General features: G+C 74.1%; 17 protein-coding genes and 1 pseudogene. 4 read left to right on the forward strand and 14 right to left on the reverse strand.

The window, feature by feature from the left end:
* Positions 1-318 (forward strand): annotated as a pseudogene (locus A0J59_RS22130) (hypothetical protein); the annotation flags it as partial.
* A 61-nt stretch (positions 319-379) separates the two neighbouring features.
* Entirely contained in the window at positions 380-3,043 is a 2,664-nt protein-coding gene (locus A0J59_RS16090) for a LuxR C-terminal-related transcriptional regulator (RefSeq protein ID WP_064316784.1), read from the forward strand.
* A gap of 9 nt (positions 3,044-3,052) precedes the next feature.
* Here A0J59_RS16090 and A0J59_RS16095 read toward each other — a convergent pair whose 3' ends face one another.
* The 7 genes from A0J59_RS16095 to A0J59_RS16125 all read right to left on the reverse strand — a co-directional run bounded on the left by A0J59_RS16095 (position 3,053) and on the right by A0J59_RS16125 (position 11,306).
* Entirely contained in the window at positions 3,053-5,794 is a 2,742-nt protein-coding gene (locus tag A0J59_RS16095; protein ID WP_082919105.1) for an HAD-IC family P-type ATPase, read from the reverse strand.
* Positions 5,795-5,900: 106 nt separating this feature from the next.
* Positions 5,901-6,572 (reverse strand): response regulator transcription factor, encoded by a 672-nt coding sequence (locus A0J59_RS16100; RefSeq protein ID WP_064316785.1) that lies wholly within the window; start codon positions 6,570-6,572, stop codon positions 5,901-5,903.
* Positions 6,569-8,017, reverse strand: a complete 1,449-nt coding sequence (locus tag A0J59_RS16105; RefSeq protein ID WP_064316786.1) for a histidine kinase — start codon at positions 8,015-8,017, stop codon at positions 6,569-6,571. Before A0J59_RS16105 ends, A0J59_RS16100 begins: the two co-directional genes overlap by 4 nt.
* A gap of 31 nt (positions 8,018-8,048) precedes the next feature.
* Positions 8,049-8,867: a hypothetical protein gene (locus A0J59_RS16110; protein ID WP_255365276.1), complete on the reverse strand. Its 819-nt coding sequence runs from the start codon at positions 8,865-8,867 to the stop codon at positions 8,049-8,051.
* A gap of 7 nt (positions 8,868-8,874) precedes the next feature.
* Positions 8,875-9,744, reverse strand: coding sequence for an ABC transporter permease (locus A0J59_RS16115; RefSeq protein ID WP_064316788.1), 870 nt, complete (start codon positions 9,742-9,744; stop codon positions 8,875-8,877).
* On the reverse strand, positions 9,741-10,517 hold the full coding sequence (locus A0J59_RS16120) for an ABC transporter ATP-binding protein (RefSeq protein ID WP_064316789.1): 777 nt from the start codon (positions 10,515-10,517) through the stop codon (positions 9,741-9,743). Before A0J59_RS16120 ends, A0J59_RS16115 begins: the two co-directional genes overlap by 4 nt.
* Positions 10,518-10,694: 177 nt before the next feature.
* The gene (locus A0J59_RS16125; RefSeq protein WP_064316790.1) at positions 10,695-11,306 is read right to left on the reverse strand and encodes a hypothetical protein; all 612 of its coding nucleotides are present in this window, start codon (positions 11,304-11,306) and stop codon (positions 10,695-10,697) included.
* Positions 11,307-11,523: 217 nt separating this feature from the next.
* On the opposite strand from A0J59_RS16125, the gene A0J59_RS16130 reads away from it, so the two are divergent.
* Entirely contained in the window at positions 11,524-12,258 is a 735-nt protein-coding gene (locus A0J59_RS16130; protein ID WP_064316791.1) for a hemerythrin domain-containing protein, read from the forward strand.
* 36 nt (positions 12,259-12,294) lie between these two features.
* Positions 12,295-12,741 carry an SRPBCC family protein gene (locus tag A0J59_RS16135; protein ID WP_064316792.1) on the forward strand — a complete coding sequence of 149 codons (447 nt, stop codon included), beginning with the start codon at positions 12,295-12,297 and terminating at the stop codon, positions 12,739-12,741.
* Positions 12,742-12,764: 23 nt separating this feature from the next.
* Here A0J59_RS16135 and A0J59_RS16140 read toward each other — a convergent pair whose 3' ends face one another.
* From A0J59_RS16140 to A0J59_RS16170, 7 genes are all read right to left on the reverse strand, one after another.
* A complete protein-coding gene (locus tag A0J59_RS16140) occupies positions 12,765-13,520 on the reverse strand; it encodes an MHYT domain-containing protein (protein WP_220084504.1) in 756 nt (251 codons plus the stop codon).
* A gap of 176 nt (positions 13,521-13,696) precedes the next feature.
* A complete protein-coding gene (locus A0J59_RS16145; protein WP_082919103.1) occupies positions 13,697-14,674 on the reverse strand; it encodes a carbohydrate kinase in 978 nt (325 codons plus the stop codon).
* Positions 14,675-14,677: 3 nt separating this feature from the next.
* Positions 14,678-16,243, reverse strand: coding sequence for a glycoside hydrolase family 32 protein (locus A0J59_RS16150; RefSeq protein WP_064316795.1), 1,566 nt, complete (start codon positions 16,241-16,243; stop codon positions 14,678-14,680).
* Between the two features lie 93 nt (positions 16,244-16,336).
* Positions 16,337-17,791, reverse strand: coding sequence for a glycoside hydrolase family 32 protein (locus tag A0J59_RS16155; RefSeq protein ID WP_156533109.1), 1,455 nt, complete (start codon positions 17,789-17,791; stop codon positions 16,337-16,339).
* 11 nt (positions 17,792-17,802) lie between these two features.
* Positions 17,803-18,822: a LacI family DNA-binding transcriptional regulator gene (locus A0J59_RS16160; RefSeq protein ID WP_064316797.1), complete on the reverse strand. Its 1,020-nt coding sequence runs from the start codon at positions 18,820-18,822 to the stop codon at positions 17,803-17,805.
* Positions 18,819-19,733, reverse strand: a complete 915-nt coding sequence (locus A0J59_RS16165) for a carbohydrate ABC transporter permease (protein ID WP_255365277.1) — start codon at positions 19,731-19,733, stop codon at positions 18,819-18,821. Before A0J59_RS16165 ends, A0J59_RS16160 begins: the two co-directional genes overlap by 4 nt.
* Entirely contained in the window at positions 19,730-20,611 is an 882-nt protein-coding gene (locus A0J59_RS16170) for a carbohydrate ABC transporter permease (protein ID WP_064316801.1), read from the reverse strand. Before A0J59_RS16170 ends, A0J59_RS16165 begins: the two co-directional genes overlap by 4 nt.
* Positions 20,612-20,633: the final 22 nt, after the last annotated feature.

Below are 20,633 nucleotides of genomic sequence, written 5' to 3' on the forward strand. Positions count from 1 at the left end.
GCCCGGGGTCCGGAGACCGCACGACGGAACGTCGAGACGCCGCGCGCGTCAGGCCGGCCCCGCGCCGGACGGCGGGGCCACGGCGGCCGTGGGGTCGGCGACTGGCTCGGACGGCACAAGGCCTTCGTGCGGGTCGTCGTCATCGGTGTCGCCGCTCTCGTCCTCCTCCTGGCCGGTTCCCTGACACCGGGCCTCGTGGTGGGCGTCGCGCTCGTCGCGGGGCTCGTGCTAGTCGTCGTCGAGATCCTCGCCCGACCGCCCGCCGTCGCCGACCCCACGGCCGCCGTGGCCCCGCCGTCCGGCGCGGGGCCGGCCTGACGCGCGCGGCGTCTCGACGTTCCGTCGTGCGGTCTCCGGACCCCGGGCCTAGCCTGCACTCATGGCCTCGGTCAAGCCACGTGCCGAGCGGACGGCGGTCGCGCGCGGCGCCGACGCCTCCGAGATGCTGTGCGCCCGGACGTCGGTCCCGGAGCTTCCCGCGACGACGGTCGCGCGCCCCTCGGTCGAGACCCTCGTCGCCTCTGCGGTGACGCGGCGTCTGACGCTCGTGTCGGCCGGCCCGGGCTGGGGCAAGACGACTGCCGTGGCCCGGTGGGCGCGCTCTGCCACCGGCCCGCGGGTGGCCTGGTTGACGCTGGAGCCGTTCGACGACAAGCCGGCGGCGTTCTGGGCGGACGTCCTGTCCGCGCTGCGCGCCGCGGGCGCGGTGCCCCCGGGGCACCCGCTCGAGACGCTCGTCGTCCCGCCGCGGCTCTCGCCCGCGCTCCTGCGCCGGGTCCTCGCGGCCGTCGAGCAGCTGCCCGAGCCCGTCGTCCTCGTGCTCGACGACTTCCACCACGCGGCGCGGCCCGACGTCGCGGCGACGGTCGACGACCTCCTGCGGTACCCGCTGCCCCTGCACCTCGTCCTCCTCACGCGCGTCGACCCGCTGGTCCGGCTCCAGCGGCTGCGAGCGCAGGGCGAGGTCGCCGAGGTCGGTGCCGCGGACCTCGCGTTCGACGCCCCGGCCGTCACGACGCTCGCCGCGGTCCACGGGAAGCCGCTCTCGGCGTCCGGAGCGGGGCGCGTCCTCGACGAGACGGGCGGCTGGGCGGTGGGCGTCCGCCTCCGGGTCGAGGCCGACGACGCCGCGAGCCGGGCACGCGCCGACCGCTCGGCGGCGGAGTTCCTCCTGGCGGAGGTCCTCGACGGCCAGGAACCGGCGACCCGCAGCTTCCTCCTGCGCACCAGCGTGACCTCGGCCGTGTGCCCGGACCTCGCGTCCGCGCTCGATCCCGGGGCACCGGCGGAGCGGCTGCTCCCCGGTCTCGCCGCGGCCGACGGGTTCGTCATGACGGCGGGCCAGGGCCGCACCTGGTACCGGTACCACCCGCTCCTGCGCGAGATGCTCCTGAGCCAGTTCCGGCTCGAGGACCCGTCCCGGCTGCGCGACGCGCACCGCGCGGCGGCGCGCTGGTTCGCACGGGACGGCGAGGCGCTGCGGGCCCTCGAGCATGCGGCGGCGGCGGAGGACTGGCCGCTCGTGGGCGAGGTCTTCGTCGAGGGCGCGGCGGTGCAGCTCGCAGGACCGCACCGCGAGACCGTCGCGGACACGCTGCGGCGCGTGCCGTACGCGACGATCGGGGTCGACGCCCGCCTCCACCTGTGCGCGGGCGCGCTCGCGTACGTCGACGAGCGGTTCGACGCCGCCCGGCACCACGTCGAGACGGCCCGCGAACTCCTCGACCCCGTCGAGGAGCCCGCGGCTGCCGTGCTCCTGGGGCTGCTCGACGCCTCCGTCGCGCGCTCGACCGGCGACGTCCGGGGGATCGCGACGGCGGCCGGTGCAGCCCTCGCCGCGGCAGATGCGGCGCCGTACCCGTTCCCCGCCCTCGACACCTACCGCGGACTCGCGCAGGCTCACCGTGCCGCGGGCCTCGCGTGGTGCTCGGTGGGCCCGGACCCGGTGACGGTGTCGTTCCCGCTCGCGCCGCCCCCGGGGCGCGAGGGGCGCGCGCCCCAGCTCTTCGTCCTCGGTGCGCGCGCGGCGGCGGCTCTCCGCGCCGTCGCGGAGGGCCGGCTCGACGAGGGGGAGCGGCTCGCTCTGGCGGTCGTGACCGAGGCGGAGCCGCGCGGCTGGGACGGGTACGCCCACGTGCGACCGGCCCACGCGGCACGCGCCTGGGTGCAATACCTGCGGGCCTCCGAAGAGGCCCTCGACCGGGAGCTCGCCCACGCCCTGGCGGCCGACTCCGGGGGCCGCGAGCCGGCGTCCGAGGCGGCCGTCCGCCTCCTCCAGGCACTGGTGGCGGCGGACCGTGGGCACGCCGGTGCGGCACGCCACGCGCTGGTCGCGGCCGACCGTGCGCTCGGACCTGTCGCGGCGCCGCCTGTGCTCGCCGACCTGTGGGTCCGGGCGACCGCCGCGGTCCGCCTGCTCGACGACGGCACGCAGCCCGCCCTCCCGGTGCGCGTGCGTCGGGAAGGCCTGGGCGCAGCGGCCGTCGTCGCGGTGTGCGGCGCACGCGAGCTGCTCACCACGGGGCGCACCGGGGCTGCCCTGCGCGCCGTCGCGGGGCTGGCGGACGTGGAGGAGGGGGACGTGAGCACCCTCGTGCGCGTCGAGGCGGCCCTCGTCGAGGCGTCGGCGCTGGCCCGGGCGGGCACCCGCCGCGTGGAGGTCCCGCTGGCCCGCGCACTGGACCTCGCCGCCACGGAGCGTCTCGTCCGTCCTTTCCTGACGGTCGTGGTGCGCGAGCTGCGTCCGGCCCTCGCGCGCGCCGTCGCCGGGCGCGACGACGCGCTCGCCGTGCTGCTGCGCGCCCACCTCGACCCGGCGGACCGGGCGCCGGAGCCGACGCCGCTCGTCGAGCCCCTCACCGAGCGGGAGCTGGCGATCCTCGCGGTGCTGCCGTCGATGGCGAGCAACGTCGAGATCGCCGAGGACTTCTTCGTGTCGGTGAACACCGTGAAGGCGCACCTCAAGTCCGTCTACCGCAAGCTCGGCGTGAGCTCGCGCCGCGACGCCGTGCGTCGGGGCCGCGAGCTCGGCGTCGTGCCCTGAGCCGCCGGGTCAGTCCCGGGACGTCGCAGGGGCCTCGGCAGGCGTCCGGTGCTTGTCCACCTGGCGCAGCACGAGCTTGCCGAGCTCCGCGAGGACGAGGAACCCGAGCGCGACGAGCGCGCACACGCCCCACTGGCCGCCGTCGAGGTCGACCGTGCCGAAGATCCGCTGCAGGCCGTCGAGGGTCGTGACGAGGAACGTCAGACCCAGCGACGCGAGCAGCAGCATGACGAACCGGCCGTTGGCGAGGGTCTCGAACGACAGGATGCTGGCCCGCGGGTCGCGCCACTCGAGCGCGGCGACGACGTGCAGGAGCGACATCGCGGTCAGACCCATCGTCGTCGCGACGGCCAGGTCGGCGTCGGCCTCGCCCCACGCCACGGCGACGAGCGAGCCGACGGCGATGAGCACGCCGCCCACGGCGAGCCGGACCCCGAGCCCGCGCCCGATGACCGGCTCGGTCGGCGGCCGGGGACGACGGCGCATGAGGCCGGGCGTCGCGGCGTCGAAGCCGAGACCGATCGCGAGCAGCACGTCGATCGCGAAGTTCACCCAGAGGATCTGCAGCGGCGTGAGCGGCGTGCCGCCCGCGACGGTGAAGATCCCGGCGCCCACGAAGGTGAGGATGAAGCCCACGAGCACGACCATCTGGAAGCGGATGTACTTCATGAGGTTGTCGTAGAGCCCGCGACCTCCCTCGACCGCGGCCACGATGGTCGCGAAGTTGTCGTCGGTGAGGATCATCTCCGCGGCGTCCTTGGTCACCTCGGTGCCGGTGATGCCCATCGCGACGCCGATGTCCGCGCGCGTGAGCGCCGGGGCGTCGTTGACGCCGTCGCCGGTCATGGCCACGACGTCGCCCTTGCGCTTGAGCACGTCGACGAGGCGCACCTTGTCCTCGGGCGCGACGCGCGCGACGACGCCGATCTCCCCGACCTCCGCCTCCAGCTGGGCGTCGGACATCGCGGCGAACTCGGCACCGGTCAGCGCACGGCCCTCGATGCCGAGCTGCGCAGCGATCGCGGCCGCGGTGGTCACGTGGTCGCCCGTGATCATCCGGACGCGGATGCCGGCGTCGCGGCACTCCGCGATGGCGTCGCGCGCCTCCCGCCGCGGCGGGTCGACGATGCCGACGAGCGCGACCAGCTCGAGGTCGCGCACCGCGTCGAGGAGCTCTCCGGACAGCTCGTCCCGACCGACGGTCCGTCGCGCGACCGCGAGCACGCGCATGCCGCCGCCCGCGAGCGCGTCGTTCTCGGCCACGACGCGCGCCCGGGCGTCGTCGTCGAGCGGCGCCGTCCCGCCGTCGGCGGTGAGGTAGCGGCTCGACCGGGCGAGCAGCACGTCCGGTGCGCCCTTCACGAAGCACGTGAGCGCGCCGTCGATGTCGTGGAACGTCGCCATGAACTTGTACGCGGCGTCGAACGGCACCTCCGCGACACGAGGGTGCTCGGCGCGCGTCTCCTCGACGTCGAGGCCTGCCTTCGCCGCCAGGACGACGACGGCGCCCTCGGTGGGGTCGCCGATGCACTCTCCGTCGCGCACGACGGCGTCGCTCGCGAGCGCCAGGGGCAGCGCGACGGGCTCGAGGGGGACGTCCGTCGAGCCGGCGGCCGCGAGGATGCGGCCGGTCGTCGAGTAGCCCTCGCCGTCGACGGAGAACCGGCGCCCGGCGAGCACCAGCCGGCGCGCCGTCATCTGGTTGAGCGTGAGGGTCCCGGTCTTGTCCGAGCAGATGGCCGACGTCGAGCCGAGCGTCTCGACCGACTTGAGGCGCTTGACGATCGCGCCCTCCTCGGCGAGCCGGCGCGTGCCGAGCGACAGCAGCATCGTCACGACCGCGGGGAGGCCCGTCGGGATCGCGGCGATCGCGAGGCTGATCCCGACCACGAACAGGCTGTCGAAGTCCTCGCCGCGCACCAGGCCCAGGACCACCACGACGACGAGGGCGATCGCCGCCATGACCGTGATGATCACGGTGATGCGGTCGAGCTGGCGCGTGAGCGGGGTCTTGTCCTGCTCGACGCCGCTGAGCATCCCGGAGATGCGGCCCACCTCGGTCGTCATGCCCGTCGCCGTGACGACCATCTCGCCGCGCCCGCGCGTCACCTGCGAGTTCATGTACGCCATGTCGGTGCGGTCCCCGAGCGGAGCGTCGTCCGCGACGACCGTCTCGACGCCCTTGGCGACCGGGGTGCTCTCGCCCGTGAGGCCGGCCTCCTCGATCTCCAGCGACGCCGCGACGAGAAGCCGCCCGTCGGCCGGGATCTTGCTCCCCGCCTCGAAGCCGACGACGTCGCCCGGCACGAGCTCCTCCGCGGGCACCTGCTCCTGGCGCCCGTCGCGGCGCACGGTGGCCGTCATGACGAGCATCTGCTGCAGCGCCGCGACGCTCTGGGCGGCCTTGCCCTCCTGGTGCAGGCCCATGAGGGCGTTGAGCACGGTGAGCCCGAGGACGACGACGCCCGTCGTGACGTCGCCGAGCGCGATGATGCTGACCACCGCCGCCCCGACGAGGACGAGCTGCATGAGGTCCCGGTACTGGCGCAGGAACGCCTGCCACGGCTTCTCCTTGCGCTCCTCCGCGAGCGCGTTGGGCCCGTACCGGGCGCGCCGCTCGGCGACCTGCGCCGACGTCAGCCCGACCGCCGGGTCGACGTCGAGCGCCGCGCACACGGCCTCCGTCGAGGCGGTGTGCCACGGGCCCGTGGCGGGAGGGACCTGCTGTCGGGGGATCTGCGCAGCCGTCATCGTGGGCTCCTCTCCGGCGCTCGTCACCACGGTCGCAGCGGACCCGGGGCAGAGCCTCACCCGTCGGGGGTGAACGCGGCGCACCGGCCACGGGCGGGAACCTCGGTCAGGACCGCGACCCGACCAGCCCGCTCTCGTAGGCGACGATCACGGCCTGGACCCGGTCCCGCACACCGAGCTTGGCGAGGAGGTTGCCCACGTGCGTCTTGACGGTCGTCGACGACAGCACGAGGCGCTCGGCGATCTCGGCGTTGGACAGGCCCTCGGCCACGCACCGCAGCACGTCGAGCTCGCGGGGCGTGAGCGATCGCAGGCGTGGGTCGAGGCCGTCGTCCGTCGGCTGCTCCCCGGCGGGCAGGTGCGGGGCGAAGAGGTCGAGCATGCGGCGCAGCACCCGGGGCGCGACCACGGAGCTCCCCGCCGCGACGGTGCGGATCGCCTCGACGAGGTCGTGCGGGCGGGCGTTCTTCAGCAGGAATCCGCTCGCGCCGGAGCGCAGCGCCGCGAACGCGTACTCGTCGACGTCGAACGTGGTCAGCACGAGCACGCGCGTCCGGGGGTGCTCCGCGACGACGCGCCGGGTCGCCTCGATGCCGTCCATGCCGGGCATGCGGACGTCCATGACGACGACGTCGGGCGCGAGCGCCGCGACCTGGTCGAGCGCGACCCGGCCGTCGGACGCCTCGCCGACCACCTCGAGGTCGGGCTCCGACTCGATCACGAGCCGGAACCCCATGCGCAGGAGCGCCTGGTCGTCCACGAGCAGCACGGTCGTCACGGGGCCCCTCCGTCGTCCTCGTCCTCCGGCAGACCCTCCCGCAGGTCCCGTCGCAGCTCCTCCGGCCGGTCCCACGGGAGCACGACGCGCACGACCCACCCGCCCTCGGGGCGGGGGCCGGCCGCGACGCTGCCGCCGAGCAGGGCCGCGCGCTCGCGCATCCCGAGGATGCCGCGGCCGGTCCCGCCACCCGCGCCGGGGCGGGTGCCGCCGGCGTCGCGGACCTCGACCTCGACGACGTCCGCGCCGCGCCGGACCTCGACCTCGGCCGTCGACGTCCCGGGCGCGTGCCGCAGGACGTTCGTCAGCGACTCCTGCACGACCCGCACGACCGCGAGCCGGAGCGAGGTGTCGTCCGGGAGCGGGACGCCGAGGCCGGTCGCCGTCACGGGCACGCCCGCGGCGCGGAAGCGCGCGACGACGGCCGCGAGGTCCGTCCCGGTCGGCTCGGGCCGCCCGTCCGGCGTCTCGGGCTCCTCGTCGTCGGGGTCGAGCGCGCCGAGGACGCGCTGCATGTCGGTCAGCGCCTCGCGCCCGGTCCGGGAGAGCTCCCGCAGGGCCTCGCGCGAGCGGTCGGGGGCGCGGTCGAGCGCGGCGCCCGCACCGTCGGACAGGGCGACCATCACCGAGACGCTGTGCGCGACGACGTCGTGCATCTCCCTGGCGATGCGGGCGCGCTCGCCCGCGCGAGCGAGCGCCGCGCTCTGGTCCCGGTCCCGGGCCATGGCCCGGTAGCGCTCCGCCAGGTCCTCGGCATGGAGCCGCCGGGCGCGCGCGCCGGAGCCCGTGGCCATGCCGAGGAGCAGGAGCGCGAGCAGGAGCGAGACGGACGCGGACCGGCGGCCGGGGGAGAAGGGCGGCTCGGCGAGGTCCCGCACGGGGTCGCCGTCCGGCGACACGACCGGGTCGCTCCAGAGCAGGATCTCGGCGAGGCCGATGTCCTGCCACCACCACAGCGCCACCGTGACGACGGCGAGCACCGCCGCGCACGTCAGCCACGCCGTGCGCGGCGGGCGGGAGGCCGCGACGGCGTGCACCGCGCACGCGAGGCACACCCCGAGCACCCCCAGCACGCCCGCGGTCGCGAGGGACGCGACGGCCAGCGCCGTGAGCGCGACCGTGACGGCGAGCGGTCGCGTGCGGCGGGCGAGGAGGAGCGTCGCCCCGAGGACCGCGCCGGCGAGCCAGGCCGTGACGACCACCTGGGCGACGGGCTCGTCGGGCCGGAAGAGGCCGAGCCCGGTGGACCCCTCGACGGTCGCGAGCCCGAGGACCGCGGTGACGAGCCCGAGCGAGACGAGGCCGGCGACGAGCGCCGCGTCCGCGGCCCGCGGGTGCTCCTCGACCAGGCGGCCGAGCGGCCCGCGCCGCCGGAGGTCGGGCGTGGTGAGGGCGACGGCGTCGGTCGCCGTGCGCACGGCAGCGGCGGGGGACGGCGGGGGCATGGCCCCACTCTCCCATCCGTCCTCGGCCGGGTCAGGTGACGTCATGGTGGCGCAGGCGGATCCCCGCCGCGACGAGCAGGAGCCCAGCCCACGCGGCGAGCACGAGACCGCCCGCCCACGGACCGACGTGCGGGCCCAGCGTCGTCGCGTCGAGCGCGGCGAACCGCTCGTCGCCCTGGAGGAGCCGCGTCCCGGCGCCCGGGAGGAGGGCGCGCGCCGTGTCCGCGACCCGGCCGGGGTTCGTGGCGAGGAGGTGGTCGAGCACCACGATCAGGACCACCCCGGCGACGAGAGCGGCGTCGGGCCGGCGCAGCAGCGCCCCCAGCCCCAGCCCGACGAGCGCGGCCCCGGTCTGGTAGAGCACGAACCCCCCGAGGAGGCGCGCCGTCTCGGGGTCCGCGACGTCCAGCACGAGCCCGGTCGCCGCGCGCTGGGCGGCGGTCGCGGCGAGCGCCGCGCCCAGCGCGACCGTGGCCGTGACGGCCGCGACCGCCGTCGTGACGAGCACCTGGGCCACGAGCACCGGGATCCGCCGGGGGACCGCGACGAAGGTGACACGCGCCGTACCGGTGCGGAACTCGCCCGAGCCGGTCGTCGCGCCCAGCACGAGGAACCCGAGCTGGGCGAGCACGTACCCGGCGACGGCCACGGGCGCACCGGACGTGCCGGCGTCGGGCCGGGCGAACAGGCCGAGCGCCCAGGCGCTCGCGGCCGACGCCGCGACCGTCGCCAGGGCGAGCCAACCCGTCGCGCGCAGGCTCGTGAGCTTGTCGAGCTCGGCCGCGAGGACCCGGCGGAGGGTCACCTGCGAGCGGTCCGCGGGCCGGACGGCGGGGGTCTGCGTCGTCACGGCCACGTCACACCACGTCCCGCGTGCGGAGGCGGACGCCGGTCAGAGCCAGGGGGACGGCGACCCACGTCGCCAGGACGAGCCCACCGCCCAGCGCGCCGAGGTCGGGCGCCCCCTCGACGGCGCCCTCGGTCGTCAGCAGGGACCCCGCGCCGGCGGGGAGGAACGTCACGGCGGTGTTGACGGCCGCCTGGGCCGGCGGCACGCCCGCGGACGTGGCGAGCGGGTCGCCCGCCAGGTCGGCCGCGAGCACGAGCGCGACGGGCAGGACGAGGACGACGAGGACCGCGATCGTCAGGGCGGGCACCGGCCGCCGGAGCAGCGCGCCGAGCGCGAGGCCGAGCAGGGCCATCGCGACGAGCAGGAGCATCATCCCACCGAGCACCTGAGGCGTGCCGTCGCTCGCGAGGTCGAGGGCGATCCCGCGGGCCCGCGCCGAGGGGACCAGGGCGAGGACGGCGGCGCCGACCGCGAGCACCGCCGCGAGCAGCGCGAACGCGGCGGTGACGACCGTCTGCGCGGCGAGCACCGGCCAGCGCCGCGGGACGGCGACGAACGTCGTGCGGAACGCGCCGGTGCTGTGCTCGCCCGTGCCGACGAGGACGCCCAGGACGAGCGGGGGCACCTGGGCGAGCAGCACGCCCGACGTGAGGGAGCCCAGCGGGTCGAACCCCGGGTCCACGGAGGACGCCTGGGCCGAGAGGTGGGTCAGCGCGGCCGAGACCGCGACCGTGAGCGCGGCGGCCCACCAGGAGGACCGGAGGCTCGTGAGCTTGGTCCACTCGGAGCCGACGACGCGCGCGAGCGTCGGGCCCCGGGGCGTCGACCGCGCAGGGGCCGGGGGAGTGCGCACCGGGGCGGGGGTCGCGGCGGTCATCGGGCACCTCCTGCCGTCGCGCGGTCGGTCTCTTCGTCGGCGCGGTCCGACCCGCCGGAGGCGCGGCCTCGGTACTGGACCGCTCCGGCGGTGAGCCGCAGGTACGCGTCCTCGAGCGAGCCCGCGTCCGCGGCGAGCTCCTGGACCGGTGCGTCGGCGAGGAGACGGCCTCGGCCGATGACGACGACCCGGTCCGCGCAGAGCGCGAGCTCGTGCATGAGGTGCGAGGAGAGGAGCACGGTCCGTCCCTCGGCCGCGAGCCCCCGGACGAGCCCCCGCACCCACAGGACGCCGTCGGGGTCGAGGCCGTTCACGGGCTCGTCGAGGATGAGCGTCCCGGGGTCGCCGAGCAGCGCCCCGGCGATGCCGAGGCGCTGCCCCATCCCCAGCGAGAAGGTGCCGGCACGCCGTCCGACGCTCTCGAGACCGGTCATCCCGATGACCTCGTCGACGCGGCCCCGGCCGATCCCGTGGGTCCGCGCGAGGGCGCGCAGGTGCCGGAACGCCGTGCGTCCCGGGTGCACGGAGCGCGCGTCGAGCATGACCCCCACGGTGCGCAGAGGCGCAGGGAGGTCGGCGTACCGCCGTCCGTCGACCGTCGCGGTGCCGGACGTGGGGCGCTCGAGCCCGACCACGACACGCATCGTCGTCGACTTCCCGGCGCCGTTCGGGCCGAGAAAGCCCGTCACGGTGCCCGGCCGCGCCGTGAACGTCAGCCCGTCCACCGCCGTCACCGACCCGTAGCGCTTGGTGAGCGCCTGCACCTGGATCATGCGTCCTCCCGTCGTCGCGAGGCGCCCGGTCCTCGGGCGCCACCGTCGTCGACGCTACGGACGGGTCAGGGCGCGCGGCTCCCGCCGACGGCCGAGATCGGCGGGCGCGCATCCTCCTCCTCGAGGAGGAGGTGGTCGTGCCGGGGGCGGAGCCAGGCACGGTCCGGGCCCCGGGAGTCACGCCGCGTCGGGCCAGGACGCGGCCGCCGCGCGCTCCGCCACCAGGACACCGGCCCGCCACCCCGGGGCGCGACCTCCCGCGGGCGGCTCCTGGTCGGCGGGGAGTCCGGCCCGCACCAGCAGCCAGGCGACGAGCGAGTTGGAGTTCCACATGTCGTGGGCGCCCGGCGGCCTGCGACCCCAGGTGAACGTCGGGAATGCGGGGACCGCGTGCAGGAGCCGCGCGGCCGCGGCGGCGTCACGGGTCACGACGACGGCCGGTCCCACGGCGTGGAACCGGTCGGGGATCAGCCCGTGGGGCCAGCGGCGGACCTCGTACCGGAAGAGGCGTGAGCGGCCGAGCGGGCGGGCGCCGACCGGTCCGGTGGCGACCACCCCGCGCACGCCCGAGGCGTGACCCCACGCGGGAGTCATCTCGACGGTGCAGGGAACGCCGTCCAGGTGCACCTCGAGCGCGGCGTGGAACAGCGGACCCGGGCGGCGGCGCTCGACGAGGGCGCACGCGCGCTCCCACCACGCGCTCGTGCGCCGCACCACGTGACCGCCGGCACCGACCGGCAGCCAGAGCAGCTCGACCCGGTCGTCGGTGCCACGGGCGCTCGTCGTCACCCGACGACGCTATAGGCTGGGCGCATGCTTCCGGCGTGAGAACGCCGGCGGGATCCGATGAGACAGCGGATCGAGAAGCCCCGTCGCTCCACACGGCGGGGCTTCTCGCTGCCCGGGTGAACGTGCCGGACGAGCATTGTGGCCCGTTCCTGGGCGGGAGTAGCGTTCGCAGTACGCCACGACGACACCGAGGTCGACCGATCTGGCGGAGGACGAGATGACCAGCAGGCTCCCTCCCCCCGGGCCGCTGCCCCCAGGGCAGCACCCCGGGTGCGACACGTCCGGCATGCTCCTCGTCCACCGGATCTTCCGCTGGCTGTACCGCGAGCTCCCCGAGCTCGTGCGTGAGGTCCGACCCGGGGACACGGCGCGCTCCGCGGTCGTGGGCCGCTACGCCCACCTGGACTTCTTCGCGCTGCACATGCACCACGAGACCGAGGACCTGGTGCTGTGGGACCGGTTGGAGGTGCGCGCTCCCGCCTGCGCCCTCCATGTCGGGCGGATGCGCGCGCAGCACGCCGAGGTCGCGGTGCACCTCGCCAGGATCGAGCCTCAGCTGGAGCCCTGGGTGGCCACCGCCGACCCGCGGCTCCGCGACGCCTTCGCCGCCGACGTCGAGGGGCTGCGGGACGTCCTCTCGGCGCACCTCGGGCAGGAGGAGGGCGACATCCTTCCCGTGGCGGCGGACGTGATGTCGCAGCAGGAGTGGGACTTCATGGAGGAGCACACGCGCGCCACGCTCCTGGCGCACCGCAAGGAGCTCGGCAAGGACGTCATGGCGCTGCAGCTCGGCCTGCTGGTCGCGAGCGTCCCCGAGGCCGAGCGGGAGGACTGGTTCCGCGCCAACGTGCCGGCTCCGATCCGGGTGCTGTACCTGCTCCTGCTCAAGCGGCGGTACGACGCGGCGATGCGCGAGCTCTACCCGGACCGCCCCGTGCCGGCGATGGTCTGACGCCCGGACGGAGGGGACCGAACCGTGTGGCGACGCGTGACGCTCGACGTCCACCTCGACCACCCGCCGTCGCGCGTCTTCCCGTACCTCGCCGATCCCGGTCGGTGGCCCGAGTTCGCACCCGCGGTCGACTCCCGTCGCCCGTTGGACGGCGTCCCGCTCCGGGTGGGCAACCGGTGGGCCGCGGTGGACCGCATCGGGCCGTTCCGGGTGCGGTTCACCGACGTGCTCGAGGTCGTCGAGACCGACCGGCGGGTCGTGTGGCACTCGACGTCTCCCTGGAACTCCCGCGTCGAGTACGTCACGTCGCCCGACGGGCAGGGCACGCGTGTCCTGGCCGACTACCACGGCGACGTGGCCGACTGGCTCCGCCTCCTCGCGCTGCTGCCGACGTCCGTGCTGGCGCGGATCCTCCGGCGCGACTTCAACGGGCTCCGCCGCGTGCTCGAGGCGGAGGACCGGGTACGCGCGCGTCGTCCGTGACGAGCGGCTCTCGCCGTGGTGCGCTACCTGCCGACCGTGACGGACTCCTGCGACTGGCGGTCCTGCAACGCGGCGTGCCGCATCCGCTCGGACTCGGTCCGGGAACCCACCACGACGAACACGAGGAGCACCACGGAGCCGCCGCCTCCGACGAGGAGGGCGCCGAGGAGGTCCAGCATCGGGACACCGTCGTCGGGCGCGCCCGGCTGGCCCGTCACCGAGACGCCCCACATCCCGGTGTAGTGCATCCCGGCGACGGCGACCCCCATGACGAGAGCCGAGACGGTCGTGGACAGCGCGCCGCGCGCGTGGACGCACAGCCAGAGGGCCGCCGTCGCGGCGGCGACCGCGACGAGGACGGCCAGGACGACGGAGAGCGCGCTGAAGTGCATGGTGCCGTGCATCCGCATGGCAGCCATGCCCATGTAGTGCATCCCGGCGACGCCGAGCCCTGCCACGGCACCTCCGGACACCAGCAGCAGCGGCCGGTAGCCGAACATCATCACGAGGTGGAGCCCGACCGAGACGACCACGACGGCGACGACGGCGGAGGCGACGGTCAGCGGGACGTCGTAGTGGATCGGCATGCCCGTGACCGTGAACCCGAGCATCGCCACGAAGTGCATCACCCAGATGCCGGTCCCGCCGATGGCCGCGGCTCCGAGCCAGAGCCACGCCGACCGCACGTGCCACGGTGCGTCGACCCGGGACCGGGACACCGCGGACAGGCCGCAGGCCGACCCGGAGACCGCTGCCGCGTAGGAGATGAGCGGGGTCACGGCTCCGTAGGTGAAATGATGGACGTCAAGCATTGCATACCGCCTCAAAAGCATCAGAAAAGGACATGCCACCGTAAATCGGCAGCGCTGTCCGCGCACGTCGAGGGCGGTGAACGAGTCTGCGCAGCGCTCACGGGCATGGGCGGGAGGCTTCGTCCATGGATGCGGACGACAAGCTACGGCGCCGCACCGCGCGCGAGCTCGGCGCGGCGGGGCGGGTTGGCGCCGGCGCGGGAGACGGTGACGGCGGCGACGGCGGCGCAGCGTTCGAGCAGGGCGGTGAGCGTGGCGGGGTCGATCGCGTGCAGGGCGTCGCGGTGGTCCGCGCCGAGGAGGCCTGCGTCCCAGAGCCCGTCGAGGAGCGCGCCCATGAAGGAGTCGCCCGCGCCGACGGTGTCCACGACGTCCACGCGCGGGGCGGTGATGCGCTGCTCACCGGTGGCGGTGAGGGCGAGGGCGCCCTCGCCGCCGTAGGTGATGACGACGAGCGCGGGGCCGAGCGCGAGCCACTGGTGCGCGACGGCGACGGGGTCGGTGCCGGGTGCGAGCCAGGCGAGGTCCTCGTCGCTGACCTTGACGACGTCCGCGAGCGCGACGAGCGCCTCGATCCGGGTGCGTGCGTCGGCGGGGTCGCCCATGAGGGCGGGGCGGGCGTTGGGGTCGTAGGTGATCGTGGCGGTGTCGCGGGCGGCGGCGACCAGGGTGCGCACGTCGGACGCGCCGGGCTCCAGGACGGCGGCGATCGAGCCGGTGTGCACGGCGAGCGTCCCGGCGTCCGGGGCGGTGCCCGCCGGGACGCGCCACTCCAGGTCGAACTGGTAGGTCGCGGCGCCGTGGGCGTCGAGGTGGGCGGTGGCGACGCTGGTCCTCTCGGCGTCGGTGCTGCCGGGGGCGAGGGTCACGGCGGAGTCGTGGAGCCAGGCCCGGATCGCGTCGCCGCGCTCGTCCGGGCCGAGCCAGGTGGCCAGGCGTGCGTCGCGGCCGAGCCGCCCGAGGGTGAGGGCGACGTTGGCCAGGCTCCCGCCGGGGTGCTCGTCGACGCTGCCGTCGGCGCGGTGCACGACGTCGATCAGCGCCTCTCCGACGACGAGCACGTGTCGGTCGTCGGCGGTCGCCTCTGCGGGTGCCGCTTCGGTGAACGGTATGGCGGGCATGGCTTAGATCGCCTCCCCGAACTCGCGGATCGTGATGCCGGTGAACTGCGCGGGGCCGCCGTCGGTGTAGAGCGAGATCCCCGTGTCGGTCTCGGCGAAGTGGACCTGTTGCGAGAGCACGGTGTGGCCCGCGTTGACGAAGACCTCGACGCTCTGGGTGTCGACGAGGACGCGGAGGTGCACGGACCTGGCGCCTGTGTCGATGGGGGCGGCGGCCCGGGAGTAGGGCGCGAGCGAGTAGCCGGCGAGGTCGGAGGGGCCTCGGTCGACGTACAGGTCTGCTCCGTACTTGCCGATGTTCGTGTGCCGGGATCCGTCGGGGGAGCGGCCCACGGAGATGCCGACGTTCGTCGCGGTGTCCCAGGCGACGTCGAGCTCGATCTCGTACGCGCGTCCGTTCCATGGCAGGACGGCGCTGCCGTCGACGTTCCGGTCGGGGAGTGTGGTGGTGGCGGTGACGTAGTTCGCCAGCGCCGCCACGGGGGTGCTCAGGAGGCTGTACCAGCCGCCGGGCTGCCGGGCGAGCCGCAGCTCGCGGACGATCGAGTTCTGCCCGTTGTAGCCGTCGGTGGCGTCGGTGGGGACGTCGCGGGCGGCGTACTTCCAGTTGTTCATCCACGCGACGGCGAGACGCTTGGTCTCGGGCGCGTCGGCCGAGGGCCAGGTGACGGCCGCGTACCAGTCCCAGCCCCAGTCGAGCCATTGCGGGGTGAGGTCGTCCGCGAGGAACTGCTCGCCGTCCCAGGTGCCCGTCCAGTAGGCGTACGTCATCGGCAGGCCGATGCCGTACGCGTCCATGCTGGCGGCGAGCACCCAGTGGCGGGTGCCGTCGTCGGCCGTGATCTCGAACAGGTCGGGGCACTCGATGCCGCCGAGGGCATGGTTCGGGTAGTCGAAGTTGCGTCGCAGCGTCCAGTCGTGCAGGTTCGGCGAGGTGTAGAACGCGGCGTATCGCAGTCGTCCGATGACGCAGACCCACTCGCCGCGAGCGGTGTCCCAGTGGACCTTGGGGTCGCGGAACCACTCGGCGTTCTCGATCTCGGCCGGCGTCGTCGCGGCGCGGCCGTCGGTGTTGACGATGACGGGGTCGGGCAGGGCGGTGAACGTGAACCCGCCGTCGGTGGACCAGTACAGGTACTGCTCCTGGTACTTACGGACGCCGTCGGTCGGTTGCGTCGCGAGCGCGACGACCGCTCCGGCGCCGAAGCCTGCCGTGTTCGCGGCGTCGACGACCGCCGAGCCGGACCACACGGGGAAGTCGGGCTGCAGCGGCATCACGGTGCCGTGGTGGGTGAAGGCGATCCCGTCGGTGGTGGTCGCGTGGTCCCAGCCGCCGGGGCCGTTGTTCTGGTCCGAGTGCAGGTAGTACAGCTGGTAGGCGCCGCGCGTGGTGACCGGGCGTTGCGGGTCGCAAAGCCAGCCGCTGGGGGGAGTCATGTGGTAGACGGCACGAAGTGAGCCCCCGGTTGCGGCGCGGGCTGCGGGCGGCACGGCGCCGCCGAAGATCAGGGCGAGGGCTCCGGCGCCGGCTCCCTGGAGCAGGGTGCGGCGTGAGACGGACGGCATCATTGCTGGTTCCTCTCGTAGACGGGCGGGCGCGACGAGGCGTCCGCCCCGGTTCGGGCAGCGGTGGAAGGGAAGAAGTTCGGACGGGAGTGCTGGTCAGCCGACCGCGGCGGCGGGGGCGGGAGCGTCGAGATCCACGGGCGCGTCGATGTCGACGGCGGTGACGTGCACGGTTCCCCGTCGTGCAGTCCCGAGGCTCGCGGTGACACCTTCGGCCCCGAGGACGACCAGGTTCGACGCGGTCGCTTCGCCGTCGTGGACGAAGACCTCGAGGAGGGGGCCGTCGAGGCTGAGGAGCAGTCGCGCCGCGCGGTCCCCGGGCAGCGGCAGGGTGCTCGTCGACGGGAAGTCGCGGTGCACGGACTCGGCGGCGCGGCCTCCGCGGGTGATGCGGAGAGTCCCGGCACGGGGCTCGTGCGCGAGGTCGACGAAGGAGTCCGCCTCCCCGCGCAGCCGCAGGTCGAGCGCGCCGGTGGTCGACGGGTCCCAGCGAAGCTCGACCAGCGTGTGCCCGGAGAACGAGAGCAGGGCAGGGGCGTCCCCGACGGCGACCTCGGCAGCCGATCCGTGCTCGAGAAGCTCGCGGACGAAGGCCGGCGGCGCCTGGACGAGGGTGGGCCGCCCCTGGACGGTGCGGAGCGCCAGGACGCGTGGGAGCGACATCGCCCCGCGCCACGGCGTGGAGGGGAACCGGTGCGCGTAGCGCCAGTTGCTCATCCAGCCGATCGTCACGGCCTCGCCGCTCGGGGCGTCGTCGAACGTGACGGCCGCGTAGTAGTCGCGTCCGTGGTCGAGCGGGCGGAGCTCGGGGGAGTCGGGGACGAAGCTGGTCCCGTCGAAGTGCCCCACGACGTAGTGCATCGACGAGCCCGAGGGATCGGGGTCCTCACCCACCGGGTTGGTGCTGAGCAGCAGCACCCACCGGGGATCGTCGTCGTCGCCGTCCAGGGGCAGCCTGACCAGGTCGGGGCACTCCCAGACGACGCCGCTCGCCCCCAGCGGCCCGAAGGTGCTCAGGTGCTCCCAGGACAGCAGGTCGTCGGAGGAGTAGAGCCGGACCTGCCGGTCGTCCGCCTCGACGGTGAGCATGACCCATCGGGCGGTGTGGCCGTCGTCGTGGCGGATCACCTTGGGGTCCCGGAAGGCGGTGGTGCCTCGGTCGAGGACAGGGTTCCCAGGATCGGTCAGCCACGTGAAGCCGCCGTCGTGGCTGGTCGCGCGTGACTGTGCCTGGCGACCGTCGTCGTACGCGCTCGTGTAGTACGCGGTGAGCACGTCGTCGCCCTGACGTGAGGCGACAACGGAGCCGGAGAAGATCTGCTCGCCGACTCGGTGCCTCAGTGCCACGGGGTGCTCGGTCCAGTGCTCCAGGTCGGGGCTCGTGGCGTGGCCCCAGCTCATGTTGCCCCAGTCGGGACCCTCGGGATTGTGCTGGAAGTACAGGTGCCACAGCCCTCCGTGGTGCACGAGCCCGTTCGGGTCGTTCATCCAGTGCCGGCGCGGGGTGAAGTGGAAGCGGGGCCGCGGCACGTCGGCGTTCGTCGTTCGCACGGGGTGCCCCCTCAGACCGAGTGCCGGCGGACCGGCGGGCAGGCGATGAGACGGGGCGTGTCGTCCGGCGCGGCGTCGACGCCGAGGAGCATCCGCACGCCGGCGGCACCGAGCTCGTAGTGCGGTAGCGCCACCGTGGACAGCGTCGGGCGCAGGTGGGCGGCGATGACGTCCTGGTTGTCGAAGCCCATGACGGCGACGTCGTCGGGGATGCGCAGCCCGCGCTCGCGCAGGCCGTCGTACACGCCCATCGCCACACGGTCGTTGTGGCAGAACACGGCGGTCGCTCCGGACTCGACGACGTGCGCCGTCGCGGCATAGCCGCCCTCCTGCTCGGGCGCCACGGAGAGGACGAGCCCGGGGTCGAAGCCGAGGCCGGTCGCCTCGAGCGCCGCGCGGTACCCCGCCAGACGACCGGTCCGCGCGGGCGACGGGGTGGTGGTGTTGAGGAAGGCGATGCGCCGGTGACCCGCGGCGAGGAGCTCCTCGGTGGCGGTCCGCCCGCCCTGCTCCTCGTCGGGGACCACGGCGGGCAGCCCGCTGCCGTCGGCGAAGCAGTCGACCAGGATCGTGTCGGTCTGGTGCAGCGACTCGGGGACGACGATCTCGCGGTGGTACCACGTGGAGTAGAGGATCCCTCGCACCTGGTGCTCGAGCATCATCGCGATGGCGTCGTTCTCCGCCGCCACGTTCCCGTCGGTGTTGGCGACGAGCAGGACGTAGCCGTGCTTCCACGCCTCGTCCTGCGCACCGTGGATGATCTGGCCGGCGAACGGGGTGGTGGCGATCTCGTCGGCGACGAGGCCGATGAAGGGCGAGGTGCCGCGGGAGAGGGTCTTCGCCAGGGCGTTGGGGCGGTAGCCGAGCTGCTCGACGGCCTCGTGCACGCGTCGCCGGGCGTCCTTGCCGATGCGCGCACCGGGCTTGTCGTTCACGACGTGCGAGACCGTGGCGACCGAGACGCCCGCGAGCTTCGCGACGTCGCGCATCGTGACGGTCGCACCGTGCTTGCCGTTGCCTGCCGTGCTCATCCCTTGGTCGCCCCGCTCTCGAGTCCGTTGATCATCGCCTTGTTCAGGACGAGGAATACCAGCAGCAACGGGGTCACGGTGACACACACGGCCGCGAAGGTCGCCGTCCAGTCGGTGTTGCCCATCGCGCCGATGTAGTTCTGCAGACCGAGCGGGATCGTCTTGAGCCCGTCGGACAGGACGAACGTGTTGGCGAAGATGAAGTCGTTCCAGATGAAGATGCTGTTCACGAGGACCACCGTGATGATGGTGTTCACGGACAACGGGGTCGTGATACGGGCGAAGATCCGGTACGGGCCCGCGCCGTCGAGCGACGCCGCCTCGTACATCTCCCGGGGGATGTACTCGTAGAACGACGAGAAAAGGTAGATCGCCATCGGCAGCGAGAACGCCGCGAGCGGGATGATCATCGAGGCGTACGTGTCGAGCAGCCCGACCTGCGCGTAGTCGACGAAGAGCGGGACGAGCGCGATCTGGACGGGCACGATGATGCCCAGCAGGAACAGGGCACGCACGAGCCCGCTGAACCGGAAGCCGAGCACCTGCAGGGCGAAGGCACCCATCATCCCGGCGACGACGATGAGCGCGCTCGCGCCGAGGGTGACGACGAAGCTGTTGACGATGTTCAACCAGAGGTTGCCGGTCGCGAACGCCCGCGCGTAGTTGTCGAGCGTGAGCTCGCCGGGGATCGCGAACGGGTTGCCGCCGGCGAAGTCCGCTGCGGTGCGGAAGCTCGTGAGGAACAGCCAGGCGAGGGGGTAGACCTGGACGACGACGATCGCGACGATCGTGACGGTCAGCAGCGTGCGCTGGACGCGGAGCCGCGACGAGCGCGACGAGTGCGTGCGGGCCGGCGGGCGCGGGCGGTGCGAGGCATCCGGTGCGGACCGGGCCAGGACGGGCGTGGTCACGAGGCGTCCCTTCGACGGAGCAGGAGGAAGATGAGGCCGACGGCGACGAGGCACTCGACCACGATGAACACGGAGATCGCGCTGGCGTAGCCGTAGTCCGTGTGCACGAACGCGGTCTTGTACATGTAGGTGGTCAGCAGCTCGGAGGCCTGGCCGGGACCGCCGTTCGTGAGCAGGTACGGGATGTCGAACCCCCGCAGCGCGAAGGTCGTCGCCATGATCGTCGTCGTGATCCACACCGGCCGGATGTAGGGGAAGCGGATGCGCCAGAACACCTGCCACCACGATGCGCCGTCGAGGCGTGCGGCCTCCTCGAGCTCACGGGGCACGGCGATGAGCGCCGCGTAGACGATGAGCATGTACAGGCCCGTGAACCGCCAGCCCTCGGGAACGGACACCGCGGCGAGCACCGTGTCCACGTTCGACAGCCACGCGGTCTGCAGGCTCTCCAGCCCGACCCATCCCAGGATCTGGTTGAGCAGACCGACGGGCTCGAGCGAGTAGATGCGCTGGAACAGGAACGCGATCGCGACGGTCGAGATGACGGCCGGCAGCAGGTAGAGGGTCTTGACGAGCTCGCGCGCCCGGGGGAGCGCCGTCAGCAGCCCCGCGACGGCCAGCGCGCCGCCGAGCTGGAGCACGAGGCAGATCGCGAGGTAGCCGAGGGCGTTGCCGAACGCGGTCCAGAAGACGTCGTCGCGCGTGAACATCTTGGTGTAGTTGTCGAGCCCGACGAAGTCCATGTCGCTGATCCCGTCCCACCGGAACAGGCTCAGGAACAGGGACTGGACGATCGGGAGCAGTACCGCGACGCCGTACAGGACGAGCGGTGGCACCAGGAAGACGAGGACGGCGAGGCGGGACCGGCGCGGCAGCATCGACGACCTCAGCGGTGCGCGG

Origin of the sequence: Cellulosimicrobium sp. I38E, from assembly GCF_001647255.1 — a bacterium.
GTDB classification, from domain to species: domain Bacteria; phylum Actinomycetota; class Actinomycetes; order Actinomycetales; family Cellulomonadaceae; genus Cellulosimicrobium; species Cellulosimicrobium cellulans_E.